At 64.6% G+C, this 20766-nt stretch carries 14 protein-coding genes, 2 tRNA genes and 3 rRNA genes; 8 read left to right on the forward strand and 11 right to left on the reverse strand.

All coding sequences use genetic code 11. The annotated features are described in order from the left end of the window. Window positions 1–13: 13 nt before the first annotated feature. From U1F38_RS14640 to U1F38_RS14670, 7 genes are all read right to left on the reverse strand, one after another. On the reverse strand, window positions 14–1147 hold the full coding sequence (locus U1F38_RS14640) for a 3-deoxy-7-phosphoheptulonate synthase (RefSeq protein WP_409987809.1): 1134 nt from the start codon (window positions 1145–1147) through the stop codon (window positions 14–16). A 201-nt stretch (window positions 1148–1348) separates the two neighbouring features. Further along, a complete protein-coding gene (gene tldD / locus U1F38_RS14645) occupies window positions 1349–2812 on the reverse strand; it encodes a metalloprotease TldD (RefSeq protein ID WP_409987810.1) in 1464 nt (487 codons plus the stop codon). 97 nt (window positions 2813–2909) lie between these two features. After that, window positions 2910–3022, reverse strand: a 5S ribosomal RNA gene (rrf, locus tag U1F38_RS14650). Window positions 3023–3135: 113 nt separating this feature from the next. Further along, a 23S ribosomal RNA gene (locus tag U1F38_RS14655) occupies window positions 3136–6007 on the reverse strand. A gap of 329 nt (window positions 6008–6336) precedes the next feature. Beyond that, window positions 6337–6412: transfer RNA gene (locus U1F38_RS14660), tRNA-Ala, on the reverse strand. Window positions 6413–6427: 15 nt separating this feature from the next. After that, window positions 6428–6504, reverse strand: a tRNA-Ile gene (locus U1F38_RS14665). 112 nt (window positions 6505–6616) lie between these two features. Continuing rightward, window positions 6617–8145 (reverse strand): 16S ribosomal RNA (locus U1F38_RS14670). Together the 16S, 23S and 5S rRNA genes with 2 tRNA genes alongside form the textbook arrangement of a ribosomal RNA operon. Before the next feature lie 436 nt (window positions 8146–8581). On the opposite strand from U1F38_RS14670, the gene U1F38_RS14675 reads away from it, so the two are divergent. Then, window positions 8582–10465 carry an ATP-binding cassette domain-containing protein gene (locus U1F38_RS14675; RefSeq protein WP_409987811.1) on the forward strand — a complete coding sequence of 628 codons (1884 nt, stop codon included), beginning with the start codon at window positions 8582–8584 and terminating at the stop codon, window positions 10463–10465. 83 nt (window positions 10466–10548) lie between these two features. Next, a complete protein-coding gene (locus U1F38_RS14680; protein ID WP_409987812.1) occupies window positions 10549–11223 on the forward strand; it encodes a DUF2726 domain-containing protein in 675 nt (224 codons plus the stop codon). Between the two features lie 11 nt (window positions 11224–11234). Here U1F38_RS14680 and glmU read toward each other — a convergent pair whose 3' ends face one another. Continuing rightward, window positions 11235–12668, reverse strand: coding sequence for a bifunctional UDP-N-acetylglucosamine diphosphorylase/glucosamine-1-phosphate N-acetyltransferase GlmU (glmU, locus tag U1F38_RS14685; protein ID WP_409987813.1), 1434 nt, complete (start codon window positions 12666–12668; stop codon window positions 11235–11237). Then, window positions 12665–13288 (reverse strand): TetR/AcrR family transcriptional regulator, encoded by a 624-nt coding sequence (locus U1F38_RS14690; RefSeq protein ID WP_409987814.1) that lies wholly within the window; start codon window positions 13286–13288, stop codon window positions 12665–12667. Before U1F38_RS14690 ends, glmU begins: the two co-directional genes overlap by 4 nt. A 59-nt stretch (window positions 13289–13347) precedes the next feature. Between U1F38_RS14690 and U1F38_RS14695 the strand changes: the two genes are divergently transcribed. Next, complete coding sequence (locus U1F38_RS14695; protein ID WP_409987815.1) at window positions 13348–13767, forward strand: TfoX/Sxy family protein; 420 nt, start codon at window positions 13348–13350, stop codon at window positions 13765–13767. Window positions 13768–13955: 188 nt separating this feature from the next. On the opposite strand, the gene U1F38_RS14700 is transcribed toward U1F38_RS14695, so the two are convergent. Next, window positions 13956–14252 carry a hypothetical protein gene (locus U1F38_RS14700; protein WP_409987816.1) on the reverse strand — a complete coding sequence of 99 codons (297 nt, stop codon included), beginning with the start codon at window positions 14250–14252 and terminating at the stop codon, window positions 13956–13958. A 164-nt stretch (window positions 14253–14416) separates the two neighbouring features. Here U1F38_RS14700 and U1F38_RS14705 point away from each other — a divergent pair, with 164 nt between their 5' ends. From U1F38_RS14705 to U1F38_RS14725, 5 genes are all read left to right on the forward strand, one after another. Beyond that, window positions 14417–15766, forward strand: coding sequence for a choice-of-anchor Q domain-containing protein (locus U1F38_RS14705; RefSeq protein ID WP_409987817.1), 1350 nt, complete (start codon window positions 14417–14419; stop codon window positions 15764–15766). Window positions 15767–15805: 39 nt separating this feature from the next. Then, the gene (locus U1F38_RS14710; protein WP_409987818.1) at window positions 15806–16417 is read left to right on the forward strand and encodes a LuxR C-terminal-related transcriptional regulator; all 612 of its coding nucleotides are present in this window, start codon (window positions 15806–15808) and stop codon (window positions 16415–16417) included. Next, window positions 16414–18138 carry an ATP-binding protein gene (locus U1F38_RS14715; protein ID WP_409987819.1) on the forward strand — a complete coding sequence of 575 codons (1725 nt, stop codon included), beginning with the start codon at window positions 16414–16416 and terminating at the stop codon, window positions 18136–18138. The genes U1F38_RS14710 and U1F38_RS14715 overlap by 4 nt, the downstream gene beginning before the upstream one ends. 111 nt (window positions 18139–18249) lie before the next feature. Further along, window positions 18250–19194 (forward strand): alpha/beta fold hydrolase, encoded by a 945-nt coding sequence (locus U1F38_RS14720; RefSeq protein WP_409987820.1) that lies wholly within the window; start codon window positions 18250–18252, stop codon window positions 19192–19194. Between the two features lie 4 nt (window positions 19195–19198). Beyond that, entirely contained in the window at window positions 19199–19372 is a 174-nt protein-coding gene (locus U1F38_RS14725; RefSeq protein WP_409987821.1) for a hypothetical protein, read from the forward strand. 77 nt (window positions 19373–19449) lie between these two features. Here the strand turns inward: U1F38_RS14725 and U1F38_RS14730 are convergent, their stop codons facing one another. Further along, window positions 19450–20733: a multifunctional CCA addition/repair protein gene (locus tag U1F38_RS14730; protein ID WP_409987822.1), complete on the reverse strand. Its 1284-nt coding sequence runs from the start codon at window positions 20731–20733 to the stop codon at window positions 19450–19452. Between the last annotated feature and the right edge of the window lie 33 nt (window positions 20734–20766).

Consider the following 20766-nt stretch of genomic DNA (forward strand, 5'->3'; position numbering starts at 1 on the left):
CAAGCGCAACAGCTCAATTTGCCTTGGACCGCCGCGCGCGCACGGCGTCCGACAGGGTTTGCAAAATGGTTTGCGAGCCTTCCCAGCCAATGCAGGCGTCGGTGATGCTCTTGCCGTACTCCAGCGCCGCCACGCTGTCCTTGCCAGGACTGAACTTCTGCGCCCCGTCGTGGATGTGGCTTTCCACCATCACGCCGAAGATGCCGCGTGAGCCGCCGCTGATCTGCGCCGCGACGTCGCGCGCCACGTCCAGCTGGCGCTCGTGCTTCTTGCTGCTGTTGGCGTGGCTCATGTCGATCATCAGGGCCGGCGGCAGCTTGGCCTCGGCCAACTGCTCGCAGGCCGCCTTGACGCTGGCAGCGTCGTAGTTGGGCGCCTTGCCGCCGCGCAGGATGGCATGGCAGTCCTTGTTGCCCTCGGTATGGACGATGGCAACCTGGCCGTTTTTGTGCACCGACAAAAAGTGATGGCCGCGCGCCGCCGCCTGGATGGCGTCGATGGCGATGCGAATGTTGCCGTCGGTGCCGTTCTTGAAGCCGACCGGCGCCGACAGGCCCGAGGCCAGCTCACGGTGCACCTGGCTCTCGGTGGTGCGCGCGCCGATCGCGCCCCAGCTGATCAAGTCGCCGATGTACTGCGGCGAAATGGTGTCCAGAAACTCGCTGCCCGCCGGCAGGCCCAGGCGGTTGATCTCGATCAGCAACTGGCGCGCGATGCGCAGGCCTTCGTCGATGCGATAGCTCTGGTCGAGGTAGGGGTCGTTGATCAGGCCCTTCCAGCCGACGGTGGTGCGCGGTTTCTCGAAATACACGCGCATCACGATCTCCAGCGTGTCGTGGTACTTGTCGCGCATCGCCTTCAGGCGCCGGGCGTAGTCCATGGCCGCCACCGGGTCGTGAATGGAGCAGGGGCCGATGACCACCAGCAATCGGTCGTCCTTGCCCGAGATCATGTGGCGGATGTGCCGGCGCGTCTGGCTGATCAGCGACTCGACCGCCGTTCCGCGAATGGGGAAGAAGCGAATCAGATGCTCGGGAGGTGGAAGCACGGTGATGTCCTTGATGCGTTCGTCGTCGGTCTGGCTGGTTCGTTCCGGCGACGTCTGCCAAGACGGTTGCTGCGGGGCTTCCACGGATTTCGCGTTCATGACTTTCTTCCTGGGGTTGAGCAGTTCACTTGAAGAGATACGGCACAAAAAAACCGCCGGGGCTGGTCGCGCCGGCGGTTTGATCGGGAGGTGTCTCGCTTTGCGTCGCTTACGACCGTGCCTCTCGTCCGCCGGGGACCGAGAACCAGAAGCCAAAATAAAACGAAGCGCAGTAAGACATCACCAGCAACTGTAGCACATTCAGCCGGCGGTGCCGCCCACCGTGAGGCCTTCCAGCCGCAGCGTCGGCTGACCGACACCCACGGGCACGCTCTGGCCCTCCTTGCCGCACACGCCCACGCCCGAGTCGAGCGCCAGGTCGTTGCCGATCATGGTCACCTTCTTGAGCGCCTCCGGCCCATTGCCCACGATCGTGGCGCCCTTGACCGGGTACTGGATCTTGCCGTTCTCGACCCAGTACGCCTGGCTGGCCGAGAACACGAACTTGCCGCTGGTGATGTCCACCTGGCCGCCACCAAAGTTGGTGGCGTACAGACCGCGCTTGATGCTGGTGACAATCTCGCGCGGGTCCTTGTCACCCGCCAGCATGTAGGTGTTGGTCATGCGCGGCATGGGGATGTGGGCGTAGCTCTCGCGCCGGCCGTTGCCGGTGGGACTGGCCTTCATCAGACGCGCGTTCAGCGCATCCTGCATGTAGCCCTTGAGCACGCCGTCCTCGATCAGGACATTGCGCTGCGTCACGTGGCCCTCGTCGTCAATGTTGAGGCTGCCGCGCCGGTCGGCGATGGTGCCGTCGTCCAGCACCGTCACACCCTTGGCCGCCACCCGCTGGCCCATGCGGCCGCTGAAGGCGCTGGAGCCCTTGCGGTTGAAGTCCCCTTCCAAGCCATGCCCGACCGCCTCGTGCAGCAACACGCCGGGCCAACCCGGGCCGAGCACCACGGTCATCTCGCCAGCCGGTGCGGGCCGTGCCTGCAGGTTGGTCGTGGCCGCGCCGACGGCCTCATCGACGTAGCGCGCCAGCAGCGCATCGTCGAAATACGCCAGGCCAAAGCGCCCGCCGCCGCCGGCCGAACCCATCTCGCGGCGCCCGTCCTGCTCGGCAATCACGGTCACCGACAGACGCACCAGCGGCCGCACATCGGCCGCCAGCGTGCCATCCAGACGTGCGATCAGGACCACGTCGTACTCGCTGGCCAACCCGGCCATAACCTGCACCACCCGGGTGTCCTTGGCACGCGCCATGCGCTCCACGCGCTCCAGCAGTTGCACCTTGGTGGCGCTGTCCAGACTGGCAATCGGGTCCAGATCAGCGTACAGGCGCCGGCTGCCAGCCAGCTTGGCGCCCGGCAGCCTGACCCGCTGGCTCTGCCCGGCCGCGCCGATGGCGCGCACAGTCTGCGCCGCGCCCTGCAGCGACGCCAACGAAATATCATCGGAATAGCCGAACGCCGTCTTCTCGCCGCTCACGGCCCGCACACCGACACCCTGGTCGATCGAAAAGCTGCCGGTTTTGACAATGCCTTCTTCGAGGCTCCAGCTTTCGGCGCGTGTGTACTGAAAGTACAGGTCGGCGTCATCGATCCGGTGCGTTGCTATCAGGCCCAGCGTCTGCAAGATTTGCGCCTCGGTCAAGCCAAATGGCTCCAGCAACAGGGCCTTGGCCGTAGCCAGGCGTTCAAGGGTGGGCTCGCGTGAAATCATGGCACCCATTGTAGAGCGCCGGCCGCGCGACCGCTGCGTGGTTGCCGCCCATAAAAAAAACGCCCAATCTTTCGACTGGGCGTTTTTGGCAGTAGAAGCCTGACGATGTCCTACTTTCACACGGGAATCCGCACTATCATTGGCGCTGAGGCGTTTCACGGTCCTGTTCGGGATGGGAAGGAGTGGGGCCACCTTGCTATGGTCATCAGGCATAACTTGTTGTCTTGAAGTCGCGGGACTGCAAGACCAATTCATGGAGCGAATCAGCTTATTTTGTTTGCGTCACTTGGCATAACAGTCTTGATCGGGCTGATCAAAATTATAGGGTCAAGCCGCACGAGCAATTAGTACTGGTTAGCTGAGAACATTGCTGTTCGTGCACACCCAGCCTATCAACGTCCTGGTCTAGAACGACTCTTGAGGGGGCTCAAGGCCCCGGCAGATCTCATCTTGAAACGAGTTTCCCGCTTAGATGCTTTCAGCGGTTATCTCTTCCGCACTTAGCTACCCTGCGATGCCACGGGCGTGACAACAGGTACACCAGAGGTGCGTCCACTCCGGTCCTCTCGTACTAGGAGCAGGCTTTCTCAAATCTGCAGCGCCCACGGAAGATAGGGACCAAACTGTCTCACGACGTTTTAAACCCAGCTCACGTACCTCTTTAAATGGCGAACAGCCATACCCTTGGGACCGGCTACAGCCCCAGGATGAGATGAGCCGACATCGAGGTGCCAAACACCGCCGTCGATATGAACTCTTGGGCGGTATCAGCCTGTTATCCCCAGAGTACCTTTTATCCGTTGAGCGATGGCCCTTCCATACAGAACCACCGGATCACTATGTCCTGCTTTCGCATCTGCTCGACTTGTCAGTCTCGCAGTTAAGCACGCTTATGCCATTGCACTATCGTCACGATGTCCGACCGTAACTAGCGTACCTTCGAACTCCTCCGTTACCCTTTGGGAGGAGACCGCCCCAGTCAAACTGCCTACCATGCACGGTCCCCGACCCCGATTCAGGGGCCAAGGTTAGAACCTCAAACGCACCAGGGTGGTATTTCAACGTTGGCTCCATGCGATCTAGCGACCGCACTTCAAAGCCTCCCACCTATCCTACACAGATCCGTTCAAAGTCCAATGCAAAGCTACAGTAAAGGTTCATGGGGTCTTTCCGTCTTGCCGCGGGGAGATTGCATCTTCACAAACATTTCAACTTCGCTGAGTCTCAGGAGGAGACAGTGTGGCCATCGTTACGCCATTCGTGCAGGTCGGAACTTACCCGACAAGGAATTTCGCTACCTTAGGACCGTTATAGTTACGGCCGCCGTTTACTGGGACTTCGATCAAGAGCTTGCACCCCATCAATTAATCTTCCAGCACCGGGCAGGCGTCACACCCTATACGTCCACTTTCGTGTTTGCAGAGTGCTGTGTTTTTGATAAACAGTCGCAGCCACCTATTTATTGCAGCCCTTTCATGCTCAGATGTTCTCATCACATTACTTGGGCACACCTTCTTCCGAAGTTACGGTGTCAATTTGCCGAGTTCCTTCTCCAGAGTTCTCTCAAGCGCCTTAGAATACTCATCTCGCGCACCAGTGTCGGTTTGCGGTACGGTCGTGTATAGCTGAAGCTTAGTGGCTTTTCCTGGGACCCCGTTCAGTCACTTCACGAGCAAGCTCGCTCGATCGGCAGCCTCGGTATATGACAGGCGGATTTGCCTACCTGTCGCCTACATCTGCCCAAACCAGAATCCAATAACTGGATGACCTATTAGAATCCGTCCCCACATCGCACTATACATCGGTACAGGAATATTGACCTGTTTCCCATCAGCTACGCATCTCTGCCTCACCTTAGGGGCCGACTCACTCTACGCCGATGAACGTTGCGTAGAAAACCTTGCGCTTACGGCGAGGAGGCTTTTCACCCCCTTTAACGCTACTCATGTCAGCATTCGCACTTCTGATACCTCCAGCAGCCTTTACAAGCCACCTTCACAGGCTTACAGAACGCTCTCCTACCACGCACGATTGCTCGTGCATCCGCAGCTTCGGTAACTGGCTTAGCCCCGTTACATCTTCCGCGCAGGACGACTCGATCAGTGAGCTATTACGCTTTCTTTAAATGATGGCTGCTTCTAAGCCAACATCCTGACTGTTTTAGCCTTCCCACTTCGTTTCCCACTTAGCCAATTTTAGGGACCTTAGCTGGCGGTCTGGGTTGTTTCCCTCTTGTGTCCGGACGTTAGCACCCGGTGCACTGTCTCCCAAGCTGTACTCTGCGGTATTCGGAGTTTGCCTTGGTTTGGTAAGTCGCCATGACCCCCTAGCCAAAACAGTGCTCTACCCCCGCAGGTAATACTTGAGGCACTACCTAAATAGTTTTCGGAGAGAACCAGCTATTTCCAAGTTTGTTTAGCCTTTCACCCCTATCCACAGCTCATCCCCTAGTTTTGCAACACTAGTGGGTTCGGACCTCCAGTACCTGTTACGGCACCTTCATCCTGGCCATGGATAGATCACTTGGTTTCGGGTCTACACCCAGCGACTGTTCGCCCTGTTCGGACTCGATTTCTCTTCGGCTTCCCTATTCGGTTAACCTTGCCACTGAATGTAAGTCGCTGACCCATTATACAAAAGGTACGCCGTCACCCCGAAGGGCTCCGACTTTTTGTAAGCATGCGGTTTCAGGATCTATTTCACTCCCCTCCCGGGGTTCTTTTCGCCTTTCCCTCACGGTACTAGTTCACTATCGGTCGATGATGAGTATTTAGCCTTGGAGGATGGTCCCCCCATGTTCAGACAGGATTACACGTGTCCCGCCCTACTTGTCTCTAGCCTGGTACCACACGTCCGCTTTCGCATACAGGACTATCACCTGCTGTGGTCAAGCTTTCCAGCTTGTTTTGCTAACGGTCGTGCTATCACTAGAAGGCTTCTCCGATTTCGCTCGCCACTACTTTCGGAATCTCGGTTGATGTCTTTTCCTCGAGCTACTGAGATGTTTCAGTTCACCCGGTTCGCCTCCTGCAGCTATGTATTCACCACAGGATACCCAATTGGGCAGGTTTCCCCATTCGGAAATCTCCGGATCAAAGCTAATTTGCCAGCTCCCCGAAGCTTATCGCAGGCTATCACGTCCTTCGTCGCCTATCATCGCCAAGGCATCCACCACATGCTCTTAGTCACTTGACCCTATAACTTTGACGTTTCTCACGAAACCAAAGCACATCAAGGACTTGCCAGGTCTTTCACCTGGCGCGTTATGCCGTAACTGAGCTTTCGCTCAAATTACTCGAATACAACTCGCGTTGAATTCGTTTGTGACGCAATCAAAAATTGTTGCCGATGGCACGGTGGACATCCTTGCGGATTGCCCTTTCCATCGACAACGCTGATTCGACTCTATGAATTGTTAAAGAACAGCCGGAGGTCTCGCGACCTCATTTATTGGTCAATATCAATGATCAACCAATATCAAAACACCGAAGCAGTTGCCTGTCGATGCTTTGATATTGATATCCTGGTGGAGGATGACGGGATCGAACCGACGACCCCCTGCTTGCAAAGCAGGTGCTCTCCCAGCTGAGCTAATCCCCCGGGTTTGTGGTGGATTGGTGGGTCTGGTTGGTCTCGAACCAACGACCCCCGCCTTATCAAGACGGTGCTCTAACCAACTGAGCTACAGACCCCGAGTCGGTCGTCTGTGAGCCCCCGTTGGCGCCCATGATGCCCAGACCGCTGGCGACACCTTCCAACAACCGATAAGTGTGGACGTTTGAACTTGAATTGCTTTTCTTCCAGAAAGGAGGTGATCCAGCCGCACCTTCCGATACGGCTACCTTGTTACGACTTCACCCCAGTCACGAACCCTGCCGTGGTAATCGCCCTCCTTGCGGTTAGGCTAACTACTTCTGGCAGAACCCGCTCCCATGGTGTGACGGGCGGTGTGTACAAGACCCGGGAACGTATTCACCGCGGCAAGCTGATCCGCGATTACTAGCGATTCCGACTTCACGCAGTCGAGTTGCAGACTGCGATCCGGACTACGACCGGCTTTATGGGATTAGCTCCCCCTCGCGGGTTGGCAACCCTCTGTACCGGCCATTGTATGACGTGTGTAGCCCTACCCATAAGGGCCATGATGACCTGACGTCATCCCCACCTTCCTCCGGTTTGTCACCGGCAGTCTCATTAGAGTGCCCTTTCGTAGCAACTAATGACAAGGGTTGCGCTCGTTGCGGGACTTAACCCAACATCTCACGACACGAGCTGACGACGGCCATGCAGCACCTGTGTCCAGGCTCTCTTTCGAGCACCAAGCCATCTCTGGCAAGTTCCTGGCATGTCAAGGGTAGGTAAGGTTTTTCGCGTTGCATCGAATTAAACCACATCATCCACCGCTTGTGCGGGTCCCCGTCAATTCCTTTGAGTTTCAACCTTGCGGCCGTACTCCCCAGGCGGTCAACTTCACGCGTTAGCTTCGTTACTGAACAGCAAGCCGTCCAACAACCAGTTGACATCGTTTAGGGCGTGGACTACCAGGGTATCTAATCCTGTTTGCTCCCCACGCTTTCGTGCATGAGCGTCAGTGCAGGCCCAGGGGATTGCCTTCGCCATCGGTGTTCCTCCGCATATCTACGCATTTCACTGCTACACGCGGAATTCCATCCCCCTCTGCCGCACTCCAGCGATGCAGTCACAAAGGCAGTTCCCAGGTTGAGCCCGGGGATTTCACCTCTGTCTTACATAACCGCCTGCGCACGCTTTACGCCCAGTAATTCCGATTAACGCTTGCACCCTACGTATTACCGCGGCTGCTGGCACGTAGTTAGCCGGTGCTTATTCTTCAGGTACCGTCATCCTCCCAGGGTATTAGCCCAGAAGATTTCTTCCCTGACAAAAGCGGTTTACAACCCGAAGGCCTTCTTCCCGCACGCGGCATGGCTGGATCAGGCTTGCGCCCATTGTCCAAAATTCCCCACTGCTGCCTCCCGTAGGAGTCTGGGCCGTGTCTCAGTCCCAGTGTGGCTGATCATCCTCTCAGACCAGCTACAGATCGCAGGCTTGGTAAGCCTTTACCCCACCAACTACCTAATCTGCCATCGGCCGCTCCAAACGCGTGAGGCCTTGCGGTCCCCCACTTTCATCCTCAGATCACATGCGGTATTAATCCGGCTTTCGCCGGGCTATCCCCCACGTCTGGGCACGTTCCGATGTGTTACTCACCCGTTCGCCGCTCGCCGCCAGGTTGCCCCGCGCTGCCGCTCGACTTGCATGTGTAAAGCATTCCGCCAGCGTTCAATCTGAGCCAGGATCAAACTCTACAGTTCGATCTTGATAAATTTATACTCTCTCGAGTCACTCATTTAAACGGAATTGAAGTGAACTTCACTTCTATCTTCATGAGCGTTTGTTTTAGTCCTGAATAGAACTTGGCAATTCGCCATCAAACGCCCACGCTTATCGGCTGTATTTTGTTAAGGAACCGAACGCAAAACAACTGCCTTTGCGCCTGACTCGCTGCGATCAGCGAAGCCTTGAATTATGACACGGTTTTGAATGTCCCGTCAAACATTGGGGTTTCTACCAGTGCGATCTGTCGATCTCCTCGCCAAACCCCCCAAACACCAGGCTGCCCCGGCATCTGCCTCACCACATCACCACTTGGCAGTGATCAGCGAAGCCATAAACTATAGCACTGTTTTTTTGCTTTCCGCAAGTTGCCCTCGAAATTTTTCAGGCAGCCGCGGTGAATGATCTTCCATCATGTCACTGATCACCTTGATGAATGGGCACCTGGCCTACGGTCACGTCGCCTTGCTGGATGGCGCCGATCTGGCGCTGGAAGCCGGGGAGCGCGTGGGCCTGATTGGCCGCAACGGCACGGGCAAGTCTTCGCTGCTGAAGGTGCTGGCTCAGGCGGAGCACCTGGACGAGGGTGAGGTGCGCGTGCGCCAGGGTCTGCGCTTGGCCTTTGTGGCGCAGGCGCCGGACTTGCCGGAGACCGACACGGTGTTCGACGCGGTGGCGGCCGGCCTGGCGCCGGTGCGGGCTCTGGTGGACGCCTATGGCGCGGGCGCGGGCGACCTGGATGCCTTGCAGGCACAGATCGAGACGCAGGAGGGCTGGAGCTGGCGCCAGCGGGTGGATGAAGCCCTGCAGCGCCTGCGCCTGGACCCGCAGGCCATGATCGCCAGCCTGTCCGGGGGTACACGCAAACGGGTAGCCCTGGCGCAGGCCCTGGTGACGCGGCCGGACGTGCTGCTGCTGGATGAGCCGACCAACCACCTGGATCTGGACGCGATCGCGTGGCTGGAAGTCCTGCTGCTGGAGTTCAAGGGCAGCGTGGTGGTGATCTCGCACGACCGCGCGTTTCTCGATCGGGTGGCCACGCGCATCGTCGAGCTGGACCGCGGTCGGCTGCTGTCGTACCCCGGCAACTTTGCCGCGTACCAGGCCTTGAAACAGGAGCAGTTGCAGCAGGAGGCCACGATCAACGCGCGCGCCGACAAGCTGCTGGCGCAGGAAGAGGTGTGGATTCGCCAGGGCGTGGAAGCCCGCCGCACGCGGGCGCAGGGGCGCGTCAACCGCCTGCGCGACTTGCGCGCGGCCCGCGCGGCGCGGCGTGAACAGGTCGGACGCGTGCGGTTGGACGTGGATGCGAACGTGGCCGGCTACCAGGGCAAGCTGGTGGCCGAGCTGACGGATGTACGGCTGGCCTTTGGCGACAAGGTGATCGTGGACGGACTGTCGGCCACCGTGCTGCGCGGCGACAAGGTCGGCCTGATCGGACCCAATGGCGCGGGCAAGACAACGCTGCTCAAGCTGATCCTGGGCGAGTTGGAGCCGGACAGCGGCGGGGTGCGGCGCGGTGCCAACTTGCAGGTGGCGTACTTCGACCAGATGCGCGCGGCGCTGGACGCGAATGCCACGCTGGAGGACTTCATCAGTCCGGGCAGCGAATGGATCGAGATCGGCACGCGGCGCCAGCACGTCAAGAGCTACCTGGGCGACTTTTTGTTCAGCCCGGCGCGGGCGACGTCGCCGGTGCGCAGCCTGTCGGGGGGGGAATTGGGGCGCCTGCTGCTGGCACGCCTGTTTGCGCGCCCGGCCAACGTGCTGGTGCTGGACGAGCCGACCAACGACCTGGACATCGACACGCTGGAGCTGTTGGAACAACTGCTGCAGGACTACGAGGGCACGGTGTTCCTGGTGAGCCACGACCGAACGTTTCTGGACAACGTGGTGACCAGCACCCTGGCCTGGGATGGGCCGGGCCAATGGCGCGAGTACGAGGGCGGCGTGCAGGATTGGTTGCAGCAAAGCGCGCGCTGGCAGGCCTTGCGCGAAACACCGGGTCCGCCACCCACCCCCGACGCCGACACAAAGCGCCCGACGCCACCGGCAGAGCAGCGCGAGCAGCTACAAAAAAAGAAGTTGAGCTACAAGGATCAGCGCGAGCTCGACGCCTTGCCCGCGCGCATCGAAGCGCTCGAGCGCGAGCAGGCCGACATCCGCGCGCGACTGGCCGATGGCACGCTCTACCAGGCCGACCTGCAAGCGGCCATTGCCCTGCAGGCGCGCGACGGCGCGATCGAGGACGAGCTGATGCACGCACTGGAGCGCTGGGAGCAGCTCGGTTCGGCATAGACTGTCGCCGACGAAACCGACGAACCCGCCGGCGCACGGCGCGAACCCCGCGCGCAGCCCGAACACCAAGGGAGGACAAATCAATGAACTGGACCTGGATGGCTGCAGCCCTCGCCTTGATGGCGCTGCTGACGGGCCTGGGATGGATCTGGCGCGCGCGCCGGGAGCAAGACACCCAACCCCTGGCCGCGCACGACCGGTTCACGGCCGTCGCGGCCCTGTCCGACGTGCAGATGGCCCTGATGCAGTACCTGGTGGAGGCCTTTGCGGGGCGGCCCGTGCTGTTTCGCGCGCCGCTGTCGCAACTGGTGGCGCCGCGCGGCGCGGGCGACCGGCTGCAAACGCAGCGCCGACTGGCCCAGCATCAGGTGGATTTCGTGGTGTGCAACCGCGATGGCAAACCGATCTATGCGTTCGAGCTGGACGCCGCCCACGACAGCGCCGAGCAGGCCGAGCACGACGCCGCCGAAAAACACCAGATCCTGAAGGCCGCCGGCATTCGCCTGATTCGCATCAAGCGCTCGACGCGTGAAATGCCCAGCCCGCGCGAGTTTCGCCAACGCCTGCGCGCCGCCGAGCTCGCGCCCGCCGCGCCGCCGTCCGAGCGGGCGCCGCTGCAGCCACCGCCGCCGGCCCGCCCCGTCGCACCAAAACCGAAAGCGCCCGCCACGGAACCCATGAGCCTGACCGACCTGATGGACCTGCCGCCGAGAGCCGATGACGACGACCCCTGGGGATCGGATCGGCGCCACCGGTAGCGCGCGCCCGCTCAGCGGGTGGGCGTTTTCTTGACGGGACGTTGCCAGTCAGGCACGCTGACCTGCCGGCCGCGCGCCACACTGAGCACGCCGGCCGGCGTGCTTTTGGTGATGGTCGAGCCGCCGCCCACGGTGCCCCCGGCGCCAATGGTGACCGGCGCCACCAACACGCAGTTGCTGCCCACGTGCACGTCGGCCTCGATCACCGTGCGGTGCTTGTTGGCGCCGTCGTAGTTGGCGGTGATGCTGCCGGCGCCGTAGTTCACGCGCTCGCCCACCGTGGCATCGCCCAGATAGGCCAGGTGGTTGGCCTTGGCCCCCGCGGCCAGGGTGGAGTTCTTGACCTCGACGAAGTTGCCGATGTGGACTTGGGGCCCCAGCTCGGCCCCCGGCCGCAAGCGGGCAAAGGGACCGATGAGCGCCCCCTCGCCCACGCGGGCGCCGGCTTGCTCGCCGTCGATGTGGGTGAAGGGATGGATCACGGCGCCGGCGGCAATGCGCGCATTGGCGATGCAGCAATGCGCGCCGATCTGCGCGCCCTCGCCCAACTCGACGCGGCCCGTGAAGATGCAGCCCACGTCGATCTCCACGTCCGGCCCGCAAATCAACTCGGCCCGCACGCCGCTGCGCGCATCGTCGCGCAGGTCGAAGCGCGCCGGATCCGCCAGGCGCACGCCCTGCTCCATCAACGCGCGGGCCTGGCGCTGCTGGTGCGCGCGCTCCAGCTCGGCCAGCTGCAGCGGGCTGTTGACGCCGGCCACCTGCAGCGCGTCGTCGATGCGATGCGCCACCACGGGCACGCCCTCGGCCACGGCCATGGCGACGATGTCGGTCAGGTAGTACTCGCCCTGGGCGTTGTCGTTGGTGAGAAGCGCCAGCCAGCGGCGCAGGTGGCGCGCGGGCACAGCCATGATGCCGCTGTAAATCTCGGTGATGGCGCGCTCCGGCTCGGACGCGTCCTTTTGCTCGACGATGCGTTGCACGCCGCCGTCCGCACCGCGCACCACGCGGCCGTAACCCGTGGGGTCGGGCAACCGCACCGTCAGCAGCGCCAGTTGCTCGCCCTGCGCCGCATCAACCAGGGCCTGCAAGGTGGCGGCCTCGGTCAGCGGCACGTCGCCCGAGAGCACCAGCACCAAACCGTCATCGGCCAGCACGGGCAGTGCCTGCTGCACGGCGTGGCCGGTGCCCAGTTGCGGCTCCTGCCGCACGAACTTCAGGTCAAAACCGGCTCCAGCGCTTGCCAGCCGTGCGCAGGCAGCTTCAACTTCAGGAGCGCCGTGACCGGTGACGACGATGGCCCGGCGCGCGTGCAATTGCTGCGCCAGGGCCAGCACGTGGCCCAGCAGAGGCCGGCCGGCCAGCTTGTGCAGCACCTTGGGCGTGCGGCTTTTCATGCGCGTGCCCTTGCCCGCGGCCATGATGACGAGGTCGATGGAGTTCATGCTGGTGTTGAAAAGTTGGATGTCGGCGCCAGCCCGTGGTCGAGCATGGCAATCACCTCGCCCGCAAAGTCGGCATAGCTCATGGGCCCGCCCGGACGCAGCCAGGTGAAGGTCCAGTTGATCATGCCGAACAGCGTCATGGCGATCGCCGTCTGGTTGCGTGCGTTCAGCCGCTCGGGATAGGCGCGGCGCAGAACGTGCGTGACGGCGGCCACCACGTCGCGCTCGCGATCGAGGATGACCTCGCGCTGCGCGTCGCCCAGGAATTGCGTGCTGCCCAGCAACGCCGCGTGGCGCGTGGCCGAGGTCTCGTACTCGCGCAGAAAGGCGCGGATCAGCTCGTGCAGCGTGGCGCGCTCGTCCAGCACCTGGCGGTGCGCCGTGGCCTGCACCCGGCCGATGATGACCAGGAGCTTTTGCGTGTAGCGGTCCAGCAGGTCGAACAAGATGGCTTCCTTGCTCTCGTAGTAGTGATACAGCCGCGCCTTGGAGGTGCCGCAAGCCGCGGCGATGTCGTTCATGCTGGTGGCGGGGTAGCTCTGGCGCGCGAAGCAGGTCGCCGCGACGTTGAGGATTTCGTCGCGCCGCAGGTCGTGCGAGGCAGAGATGGGGCGGGCCATGGAACGCGAATTATGCGCAGCGCTTGCCGCAGGGCCGGCGCCACCCCTACCATCACGCCATGCCCACCGCCCTCACCGCCGACTCGGACTTTGCGCAGTACTGCTGCGAGCTGCTGGCCGCCATCGGCCCCTGCCACGCCCTGCGCATGTTCGGCGGGCTGGGCATCCGCACGGCGGACGGCCTCAACGTCGCCCTGGTGACCGACCTGGGCGAGGGCGACACGCTGTGGCTGAAGGCCGACGCGCAGGCACGGGCCGACTTCGAGGCGGCCGGCTGCCGGCGCTTCACCTACCTCATGAAAGGCAAGCCGCGTTCGATGGGCTACTACAGCGCGCCGGCCGAGGCCATGGAATCGCCCGCGCTGATGGCGCCCTGGGCCGAGCGCGCGCTGGCATCGGCGCTGCGCGCGCGCGCCAGTGCCAAGCCCGCGGCCCAACGCAAGCCCTGTGCCGGCAAGGGCCGCAGCGCATCCGCCTGAGGCCGACGGGCCGTCCGCGCCTCAGCGGCTGAGAGGTTTTTGGACGCGCTCGAGAAGCGCGTCAAGACGCGGCCAAGCGAGGCGCAAAGCGCAGACGTAGCTCGGGCTACGGCGAGCAATTGCGACGACGAGTGGGAGTGCTCTGGCGTGATCAGCGGGCATGGAAAAAAGACTCTCAGCCTCCCAGATCATTCGTGCAGGCAGAAGTACATTTTGCCGCCCAGTGCCAGCACCTGCTTTTCCATGGAAAATCTGGGATTGCGCGGGTCCGCCACGCCGTGGAATGTGTCCGCCGCCGTAGAGATCTTGAATGCCATCCTGCCGTCGGCCAGCTTCTTCAAGAAATCCACCTGCGCGGCATCGCCATTCCCGCTGCATTGGACATGCCTGGCCGGCTCTGGCGGCCGCCACGCATCGGCACGGGCGGCCGCGAACGTCGGCATGGCGATGACGGCGCCCAGCGCCGCAGTGATCCCTCGCTTCATGGAATTCTCCGGTTGAAAACAGGCCGTTGATCATGCGCGGCGCGGCCTCGGCGCCGCCACCTGACAAAGGTCACTTTGTTCGCAAGCGGCATGACCTTCGTCATCTACCGCGGCAAGTCCTGCATCCCTAGCATTGCGCCGGATACACCCTGGAGGAATCATTGATGCCGACCCTCACTCTGCATCGCCTGGCCGCCTTGATGAGCCTGGGCGCCGCACTGAGCGCGCAGGCCGCCAACCGCATCTACCCTGACGCCGCGGCACCGTGCAACACCACGCTGCAAGCCTGCATCGATGGCGCGAGCAGCGGCGACCGAATCGTGCTGGTCACCGACAGCCACATCGCCGAGGACGTGCTCATCCGCAAGAACCTCACCCTGGAGCCGGCACAGGCGCAGCCCAGCGTGCGCTCGGTCACCGCACTGGCCTCCACAGCCGACGTGGAGGTGACAGTCACCGGCCTCACTTCGCGCGGTGGCGCCAGTCGCGTGCGCGGTTTTCTGGAGCCGGGCGGCGGAAACCTCAAACTCACGGTCACCGGCAGCACCCTGGTTGGCAAGGACTTCAACGCCGCCCTCGAAATGACCATTTCGAACAAGACAGGACGCTATGGCCGCGCGCAGGCGCTGTTCGAGGGCAACACCGTCAGCCAGAGCGCCGCTGGCAGCAACTGCGCGCCAGCCATCGCCGTGCATGCGTTCAACCCGGGCCTGTCGGCCACCGTTGCGCGCAACACCGTCACGGCGACCAGCCTGGGCCAGTGCGCGGCCATCGGCATCTATGGCGCCGGCGCGCCGGCCCCCGGCGCGTGGTCGCTGGATGCGCAGTTGCGCAAGAACACCGTGCGGGGCAGCGGGGCCAATGCCGGCATTCAGGTGCGCAGCGGCCCGGGAGGCGCCCAGGTGCGCGCCGCCGTCACGGACAACCTAGTGGCGGGCAGCGGCTTCGCGGAAGGTTTGTCGGCTCTCGCCGACAGCGCCAATGGCGGCTTGGATGTCCGGCTGCTGAACAACACCGTGGTGGATGCACAGGCAGGGCTGCACGCTACGGCACGCATCGACCTGGGCGCGCACGTCACCGGCGTGGTGGCCAACAACGTGTTTGCCCACCATGCCTTTGGCGGCATGGCGCTGGATGACGTGCCAGGCCTGCTCGACCACCACAACCTGGTCTTCGCCAGCGTGCAGCCGCCGGGTGCTCGGCCGCTGGGCCACGGCACGCGCCGCGGCAATCCGTCGTTCGCCAGCGCGGCGGTTGGCGACTACCGCCTGCGCGCCGATTCCGACGCCATCGACCAGGGCGACGACGGCGCGGTGGACAGCCCCGACGGACGCGACCTGGACGGCCAGCCGCGCCGCGTGCGCACGGTGGACATGGGTGCCTACGAGTTCCAGGGCGAGGCCATGCCGCCGTCCGTGGTGAATCCCGTCCCCGCTACGGAGCCGTGGGCGCTTGGCTGGAGTGTCGCCTTGCTGGCGCTGCTGGCTGGCTGGCATCTGCGCCGCCGGGGCTGAGGCTGGCGCGTTCGTGGCACACCGTCCTACACTGCCAGCATGACCGACGTCGCATCGACCATCGTGATCGCCGACGACCACGTCTTGGTGCGCGACGGCTTCAAGCTCATGGTGGCGACCATTTGGCCCGGCACGCACATTCTCGAAGCCGCCGATGCCACCACGCTGCGCGAGCTGGCGCGACGCTTGCCGCAGCCGGCGCTGGCCCTCGTGGATCTGAACATGCCCGGCATGGACAAGGGCGCGGGCTTGGCGCTGCTGTCGCGCGAGTGCCCGCTGCTGCGCGTGGTGGTGGTGTCGGCGCTGACCTCGCCCGACGTGATCCGCCGCGCACTCGACCTGCCGAACGTCTACGCCTTCGTGCCCAAGAGCGCCGGCGGGCAGCGCATGCAGCAGGCGGTCGAAGCCGCGCTGGCGGGGCGCCGGTTGCCGCACGAACCGCCCGCCAGCGCCGCGCCGGCCGATGGCCGGCTCACGCCACGCATGGAGGCAGTGCGGGAACTGGTGCGCCAGGGCCTGTCCAACAAGCAGATCGCGCGGCAGCTGAACCTGTCGGAGGGCACGGTAAAGAACTACCTGACCGAAATCTTCCGCCTGCTCCAGGTCTCCAACCGCACCCAGGCGGCGCGCTCCGACATCGATTGCCCGTGAACTGGCGGCGGCTGCTCCCCGGCAACACCGATGTCACCCAGCCGGTGCTGCTGATGCTGCTGACCCGACTGGGCGAACTGCTCGGCGCGCTGCTGTTTCTGGCCGCGCTGCCCTGGTGGCGGCCGGCGCTGTGGTTCGCGCTGGTGCTCGGCGCCAGCACCTGGGGCTTCGTGCGGGTACGCCGGCCGGACTTCAAGGCGCTGCCCCGGCAGCAGCGCCGGCGCATCTACCGCAGCTACATCTGGCTGTCCTCCGCCGCCATCGGCAGTGCCTGCTGGTTCTTGTACGCGCCGGGCGACCAGCGCCTGCACGCCATGCTGGGTCTGTACCTGGTGGCGTCGGCCGGCCTGGTGGCCATGTGGGGCGTGCGCGACATCCAGCGCACCGCGCTGGCCGTGGTCCTGATCCTGGGGCCGACCGTGCTGCGCTTCATGGTCGAGGGGCTGTTCGAGCGGCGGCCCATGGTGTTCTTCCTGGGCGCGAGCGGGGTGGTGCTGGCGGCCATGATCGTCTACACCGCGGCCCTGCATGCGCAACGCATCGCCCGCGAATCGGTGCTGCGCCGCCAGGCCGAGCGCGCGGTCGATGCCATGGCCGACCTGAGCCTGGCCAAGTCGCGCTTCTTTGCTGCGGTGAGCCACGACTTGCGCCAGCCGGTGCATGCCATCGGCCTGTACCTGGAGCCGCTGGCGCGCACGCTCGGCCCCCAGCCGGATCCGCTCGTGCGGCACGCGCTGCATGGCATCCACGAATCCTGGCGCGCACTCGACGATCTGCTGTCGCAGGTCCTGGACATCACCCGCATGGATGCCGGCGCCATGCTGGCCCGCCTGGAGCCGATCGCGCTGGCGCCGCTCGTCCGTGCCGTGGTGCAGCAGCACGGCGCCATGGCCGAACGCGTCGGGGTGCGCGTGGTGGCGCTGGTGCGCGAGACGGCCGGTTGCCACGTCCGTGCCGATGACATCATGCTGCGGCGGGTGTTGTCCAACCTGCTGGACAACGCCATCAAGTTCTCGCCCGCCGGGCGCTGCGTGGCCGTCGCGGTGCGGCCGGGCGCGCGGGACTGCCGCATCCAGGTGCGCGACGCCGGGCCAGGCATTGCCGCAGACCGGCACGATGACGTGTTTCACGAGTTCGTGCAGCTCGACAATCAGGCGCGCAACCGCCAGCGCGGCTACGGCCTGGGCCTGGCCATTTCGCGCCGGTTTGCCGAGCTGATGCAAGGCTGCCTGACGCTGCGCTCGGCACCCGGCCAGGGCACCTGTTTCACGCTGACGCTGCCCGGCGCGACCGCCCCGCCGACGCTTGCGCCCGAGCCCGAGCCGGAGGCACCCGGGTCGGCGCCGACCGAGCCGGGACCGCTCGATGCGCCGCCGCTGCCGGCGCGCGACATTCTGCTGGTGGAAGACGACGCCCTGGTGGCCGATGCCATGTGCCAGTTGCTCGGCCTCTGGGGCCAGAACGTGCGCCACGTGGAAACGGTGGCCGAAGCGTGGCGCCTGCGCGACTTCGGGCAGCTGGCCATCTGCGACGTGCGCCTGCCCGACGGCGGCAACGGGTTCGAGCTCGCCTTGCGGCTGCGCGCGCTGGGCAAACCCGTGTTCCTGCTCAGCGGCGAGATCGACGCCGACTTGAAGGCCCGCGCAGCAGCCGCGGACCTGCCCCTGCTCACCAAGCCCCTGTCGGCCGCACGCATGCGGGCGTTGCTGCGCGCCCTTTGATTTCACTGCCCGCGGGTGACCATCTTCACCTGTGCACGGCGCCGTGCGCTTTCTACAGTGATCGACATCGCCCGCACGCCGCGGTGCGAATTCACCCGAGGAGAACCCGCCGTGCCCCTGTCCGATTCCTGCGCCGTGATGACCCCGTCCCAGGGCCTTGTCCAGCCCGTGCCTCATGCGCGGCCCAAGGCCGGGCGCTTCGTCGAAACCTCCACCGTAAAGTGGCTGCGCCAGGCGTTCGCCGTGCTGCAGGCGACGTCCCCCGAAGCCGCCGCGCACCTGGCCTACGTGCTGCTCACGCGCCCGCCCCGCGTGGCCGAGCGCCCGTGGCAGGCGAGCCTGCGCGAACGCGCCGCGCAAGACACCCTGCCCTTTGGCCGCGGCCACCTCGCGTTGTACGGCTGGGGCAGCGGCCCCACGGTGCTGTTGGTTCACGGCTGGGGCGCACGCGGCACGCACCTGGGCAAGATGGTGATGCCGCTGGTCGCGGCCGGCTACCGCGTGGTCGCATTCGACGCACCGGGCCACGGGCATTCCAGCGGGCGCTCGGCCACGCTGCCCCAGTTCGCCAGCGCCATCGCCACCGTTGCCGCGCACGTGGGGGAAATCCACGCCCTCGTCGCCCATTCGTTCGGTGTCGCGATGGCGCTGTGGGCGCAGCTCGACTGGGGCATGCAGGTGCGGCGCCAGGTGCTGTTCAGCTCGCTCGAGCATTGCAAGTGGGTGACGGAGGAGTTCGCCCGCCTGATGCGGCTGCCTGAATCGGTGCTGGCGCGCGGACGGCAACTGATGGTGGAGCGCAGCCAGGGCGCCATGGACTGGGAGCGGCTCGCGGTGGGCGACATGCTGGCGCAGACCGTGTCGCCCACGCTGCTGGTGCATGACGCCGAAGACCCCGAAGTCCCGATCGAGCACATGTTCCAGCTCATGACGGCCTGCGCGCAGCGCCCACTGGAGCTGCACGTCACCGAAGGGCTGGGACATCACCGCCTGCTGGGCAACCGCGACGTGATCGACCGCCTGGTGGCCTTCATCGGCGCCCCGCAGGCTGCGTGAGCCCATGTCAATCGCCCCCGCTCTCTGGACCTGGCTGGCCGTCGTGCTGCCGCTGACTTGCCTGGGCGCGCTGGCCTGGTTGCGCGTGGGGATCCGGCGGCTGGCCCGCCGGCTGCCCGACCGCAACGAGGACATGGTGCTGACCGAGCAGCCGCCGTGCCGACCCGAAACCCGATGAAAACTGCGCTGCGCTCGCGCGCCAGTGCCAAGCCCGCGGCCCAACGCAAACCCCGGGCCGGCAAGGGCCGCAGCCGCTCAGCTTGAGGCTGCGGCGCCGGGCGCTGCTTCCAGCGCGCGGGCGATCGCCTCGGCACGCGCCTGCTGCACGGCGGCGCCGATCTGCGGCCCGCGCGCGCCGCGCGCCTGGGCCGCGCGCGCAATGGGCTCGGTGGCCACCGCCAGCGCGGCGGCCAGCGCCTGCTGCAGGCGCGGGCGCTGCGGGTAGGCCGACTCTTCCAGGCCCAGCCGGCCGCGCGCATCGCACTCGCAGGCCAGCAGCACGTCGGCAAAGCGCTCGGGCTTGCGCAGCGCGTCGCAGCGCTCGAGCAGGCGCAGCAGCGCGGCGGCGTTCAGGCCGGCGCTGCGGTGGATGTTGCCGTGCTCACGCGCCACCACGTCGGCCAGTTCGGTGCACTCGGTGGGCACGCGCAGGCGCTGGCCGACGGCTTTCAGCAGGGTGCTGCTGCGCTGCTCGTGGCCCAGGTGCCTTGGCAGCACATCGGCCGGCGTCGTGCCCTTGCCCAGGTCGTGCATTAGGCAGGCCCAGCGCACCGCCAGCGGGGCGTGCAGGCGCGCGGCCGTCTGCAGCACCATCATCACGTGCACGCCGGTGTCGATCTCGGGGTGATGGCTGGCGGTTTGCGGCACGCCCCACAGGCGCTCCAGCTCCGGCAGCACCACGGCCAGCGCGCCGCATTCGCGCAGCACGTCGAACATGCGCGCCGGGTGCGCCTCCATCAGGCCGCGCGCCAGCTCCTGCCACACGCGCTCGGGCACCAGGTGGTCGGCCTCGCCCGCCTGTACCATCCGGCGCATCAGGGCCATGGTTTCGGGCGCGATGGAAAAGTCATGAAAGCGCGCGGCAAAACGCGCCACGCGCAGGATGCGCACCGGGTCTTCGGCGAAGGCGGCCGTCACGTGGCGCAGCACGCGCGCCTGCAGATCGCGCTGGCCACCGTAGGGGTCGATCAGGTCAGCATTTGAATCGAATAGGCCTTTAGCGCCCGTCCAATCGGCGCAAGCAGCTATTGAATTGATAGTCAAATCGCGCCGGGCCAGGTCTTCTTGCAGCGTCACGTCGGGGCTGGCGAGCACCGTGAAGCCGCGATAGCCGCGCCCGCTCTTGCGCTCGGTGCGCGCCAGCGCGTATTCCTCATGCGTCTGTGGATGCAGAAAAACCGGAAAGTCCTTGCCCACGGGCACGAAGCCGCGCGCCGCCATCTCCTCGGGCGTGGCACCCACCACCACCCAGTCGCGGTCCTGCACCGGCAGGCCCAGCAGCCCGTCGCGCACCGCACCGCCGACCATGTAGATTTGCATGGCCGCAGTGTATCGGCGGGGCTTGGCCCGAGG

It is taken from the genome of Ottowia sp. (assembly GCF_046348305.1).
Taxonomy (GTDB): domain Bacteria; phylum Pseudomonadota; class Gammaproteobacteria; order Burkholderiales; family Burkholderiaceae_C; genus Ottowia.